The organism is Streptomyces otsuchiensis (genome assembly GCF_004305975.1).
Classification (GTDB): domain Bacteria; phylum Actinomycetota; class Actinomycetes; order Streptomycetales; family Streptomycetaceae; genus Streptomyces; species Streptomyces otsuchiensis.
The window spans coordinates 1-4,108 of record NZ_BHZI01000397.1 but is presented as its reverse complement, the minus strand read 5'-3'; the positions used below and the strand labels follow the sequence as shown (position 1 = coordinate 4,108).

Sequence of the window (4,108 nt, the reverse complement as noted above, 5' to 3'; positions counted from 1 at the left end):
GAGGGGGGCGGGTCGGCGGGCCGGGACGGCTCGCGCACCGGCTCCGGCGCGTCGAGGACCTCGCGGACCCGTTCGGCGGCCCGCGCGGAGCGCTGCCGGTACCGCACCGCCTGTGGCAGCCCGGCCACCGCCTCGAACGCCGCCAGCGGGATCAGCACCACGGTGGCCAGCCACACCCCGGACAGCCGGCCGTCGTGCACGGCGGCCGTGCCGAACCAGGCGGCGGCGGTCACGGTCAGACCGGTGATCCAGGTGATCAGCCCCGAGGTGAGCGCCGTCCCGGCGGCCGAACGGGCCGCGACCGCGGTCACCTCGCGGTCCGCGTCCGCCGCCGACGCCAGCCGGCGCGGCAGCGCGCCCGCGACGGACAGCTCAGCGGTGCCGGTGAGGACGTCCACGGTGCGGGTGGCGAGCACCCCGCGGGCCGGTGCCAGCCGGTCTTCGGTGCGCCGGGCGACCACCGCCGTCAGCGCCGGGACGGCGACACCGGCGGCCAGCAGCCCGGCGGCCAGCGCCGCCCCGGCTGCGGGGAGCAGCCAGGTGGTGAACGCGACCGAGAGCACCGAGACAGCGGCGGCGGCGGTGACGGGCAGCAGCCAGCGCAGGTAGTAGTCCTGCTGGGCGTCCACGTCGCCGACGACCCGGGCCAGGAGGTCCCCGCGCCGCACCCGCCGCAGCCCGGCCGGGGCCAGCCGTTCCAGCCGCCGGTAGACGGCGACCCGCAGCCCGGCCAGGACGCGCAGCACCGCGTCGTGGCTCAACAGCCTTTCGCAGTAACGGAAGACGGCTCGCCCGATGCCGAAGGCGCGGGTCGCGGTGACCGCCATCATCAGATAGAGCAGCGGCGGCTGCTCGGACGCGCGGGAGATCAGCCAGCCGGAGACGGCCATCAGGCCGATGGCGGAGGCGAGGGCCAGCGCGCCGAGGACGGCGGACCAGGCCAGCCGCCCCGTCCACGGGCCGGAACGTGCCGCTCCGCTTCGCCGCCGGTCGCCGGGCAGCACGGCGGCACCGTCGCCGGGACGCGCGGACCCGGCGTCGGACCCGGCGTCGGGCTCGGCGTCGGACCCGGCGTCGGGCCCGGCCTCGGGCGCAACGTCGGACACCGCGTCGGACCTGGCGTCGGGCACCGCGCCCACCCCGGTCGCGGCTCCGGGGCCGTCCCCGGCGATGCCGAGGATCCACTCCCCCGGTGTCGGCGGCGGCAGCGGCGCGTCCGGCGCCGGGACGCGCCGTCGCCGTGCGGCGGCGCCGCCCGCCTCCCCGGCGGCCTGCGCGGCGCCGGGGGCCAGTTCCACCACCCGGTCGGCGAGCGGCAGCAGCGCGGGCCGGTGGGTGACCAGCAGCACGGTGCGGTCGGCGGTCAGCCGGCGCAGCGCCCCGGCGACCCGGGCCTCGGTGGCGCCGTCCAGCGCTGCGGTCGGCTCGTCGAGCAGCAGCAGCGGCCGATCGGCGAGGAACGCCCTTGCGAGGGCGACGCGTTGGCGCTGTCCCTGGGAGAGGCCGGCGCCGCCCTCGTCGAGCCGGCGGTGGGGGTCGAGGTCGTCGGCGGCGGCGTCGGCGAGCGCGCGGGCGACGGCGGCGTCGTCGGCGTCCGGGCGGGCCAGCCGTACGTTGTCGGCGATCGTCCCGGCGAACAGCCGGGGTTGCTGCGGCACCCATGCCAACTGGTCGTGCCACGAAAAGGGTTCGAGGTCGCTCACCGGTTGTCCGGCGGCCAGCACGGTCCCCTCGGCCGGGCGACGCAGGCCCAGGACCGTGCGGAGCACGGTGGTCTTCCCGGCGCCCGACGGTCCGACCAGTGCGACCGTCTCCCCGGTCCGGACCGTCAGCGAGGCGCCGGTGAGGGCGTCCGACGACCGTCCGGGGTAGCGGACGGTGACCCCGGCGAGCGTGACGGCCGCACTGCCCGCCGGCAGCGCAGCCAGATCCGGGGCGAGATGGGTCCCGGGGGTGGGGAGTTCCTCCTCCAGGACGGTGAACACCCCGTCGGCGGCGGCCAGTCCCTCGGCGGCGGCGTGGTACTGCGCGCCGACCTGCCGCAGCGGAAGGTACGCCTCAGGCGCCAGGATCAGCACCACCAGCCCGGTGTGCAGGTCGAGTTCACCGTGCACCAGCCGCATGCCGATGGAGACGGCGACCAGTGCGACCGAGATCGTGGCGAGCAGTTCCAGCGCGAAGGAGGAGAGGAACGCGATCCGCAGCGTGCGCAGTGTGGAGCGGCGGTACTCACCGGTGATCGCGTGGATGCGCTCGGCCTGGGCCTTGGCCCGCCCGAAGACCTTCAGCGTGGTCAGACCGGCGACGACATCGAGGAAGTGGCCTGACAGCTTGCTGAGTTGGTGCCACTGCCGGTCCATGTGGGACTGGGTCGCCCAGCCGATCAGCACCATGAAGAGCGGGATCAGCGGCAGGGTGATCAGGATGGTGGCGGCCGAGATCCAGTCCTCGGTGAGGATCTTGGCGAGGACGGCGACGGGTACGACTGCCGCCAGGCCGAGTTGGGGCAGGTAGCGGGCGAAGTAGTCGTCGAGGGCGTCGATTCCGCGAGTGGCGAGCGTGGCCAGTTCGCCGGTTCCCCGGGGGGTTCCGCCGCCTGTCGCGCTCCCGTCCGCGTCCGCTGCGGCGCTCTCGCCGCCCCGGCCGGCCGCCGCGTGGCGGAGCAGCCGGGTCCGCAGCTCGGACTTGACCGAGGCGCTGGCGCGGTGGGCGGCCAGTTCGGTGAGCCAGGAGACCAGGGCGCGCCCGGTGGCGGTCGCGGCCAGCAGCAGCACCGGGGTGGCGAGGTCGCCCGGGGCGGCGCCGTCCTGGAAGGCACCGACGACGATGTCGGCGAGCAGTACCGCCTGGGCTATGACCAGCAGCGCGCCGGTCAGTCCGAGGGCGACGGAGGCGGCCAGGAAGCCGCGGGTGGCGCGCGCGCTGCGCAGCAGCCGGGGGTCGACGGGACGCATGGTCTCAGGCCCCCGTCCCCGGTCCGTCCGATCCATCCGGTCCGTGGGTGGCGGCGGCACGGGCCGGGCCGTCCACGGCACCGTCCGGGGCGCCGTCACCGGCACCGTCCACGGCGCCTCCGTCCGGCACCGCGTGGGGGTCCGGGGCGAGGTGCTGGACGCCGATGCGCTTGCGGAACACCCAGTAGGTCCACCCCTGGTACAGCAGCACCACCGGGGTGGCGATCGCCGCGACCCAGGTCATGATCGTCAGCGTGTAGTCGGTGGCGGAGGCGTTCTCCGTGGTCAGGGACCACGCGGGGTCCAGGGTGGAGGGCATCACGTCGGGGAAGAGTGCCAGGAACAGGGTGGCGACGGCACCGACGATGGTCACGCCCGAGAGCGCGAACGACCATCCCTCGCGGCCCGCGCGGTTGGCGGCGAGCGCGAGGAGCAGGGCGAGCGCGGCCAGGACCGCGGTGACCAGGCTGGCGGCGTCGCCGTGGGCGGCCTGGGTCCAGGCCAGGAAGGCGACGGCCAGCGCGGCGGTGACCACTCCGAGGACACCGGCGTGGCGGCGGGCGCGCTCACGGATGTCACCGACGGTCTTCAGCGCGGTGAAGACCGCGCCGTGGAAGGTGAAGAGGGTGAGGGTGAGGGCACCGCCGAGCAGGGCGTAGGGGCTGAGCAGGTCCAGGACGTCACCGGCGAACTCCTTGTCGGCGCCGATGGGTACCCCGCGCACGATGTTGGCGAAGGCGACGCCCCACAGGAAGGCGGGGATCACCGAGGTCCAGAAGATCGCCGTCTCCCAGTTGCGCTGCCAGTTCTCCTCGGGCCGCTTGGCGCGGTACTCGAACGCGACGCCGCGCACGATCAGGCAGACCAGGATCAGCAGCAGCGGCAGGTAGAAGCCGGAGAAGAGGGTGGCGTACCACTCGGGGAAGGCGGCGAAGGTCGCGCCGCCCGCGGTGAGCAGCCACACCTCGTTGCCGTCCCAGACCGGTCCGATGGTGTTGATCAGCACACGGCGTTCCCGCCGGTCGCGGGCGAGCGTCCGGGTGAGGACGCCGACGCCGAAGTCGAAGCCCTCCAGGAAGAAGTAGCCGGTCCACAGGACGGCGATGAGGATGAACCAGACGGTGGTGAGTTCCATGTCCGTCTCCAGTCGGGGG

At 75.0% G+C, this 4,108-nt stretch carries 2 protein-coding genes; both read right to left on the bottom strand.

Annotated elements, in window-relative coordinates; genetic code table 11:
* Window positions 1-2,954, bottom strand: a 2,954-nt coding sequence (gene cydD, locus E0D90_RS24215) for a thiol reductant ABC exporter subunit CydD (RefSeq protein ID WP_130800085.1), incomplete at its 3' end; no start/stop codon positions are given.
* 4 nt (window positions 2,955-2,958) lie between these two features.
* Window positions 2,959-4,089 carry a cytochrome d ubiquinol oxidase subunit II gene (gene cydB, locus E0D90_RS24210; protein WP_130800084.1) on the bottom strand — a complete coding sequence of 377 codons (1,131 nt, stop codon included), beginning with the start codon at window positions 4,087-4,089 and terminating at the stop codon, window positions 2,959-2,961.
* Window positions 4,090-4,108: the final 19 nt, after the last annotated feature.

Coding starts and splice junctions, on each gene's coding strand:
- cydB (WP_130800084.1), bottom strand. CDS start 4,089: ATGGAACTCACCACCGTCTGGTTCATCCTCATCGCCGTCCTGTGGACC.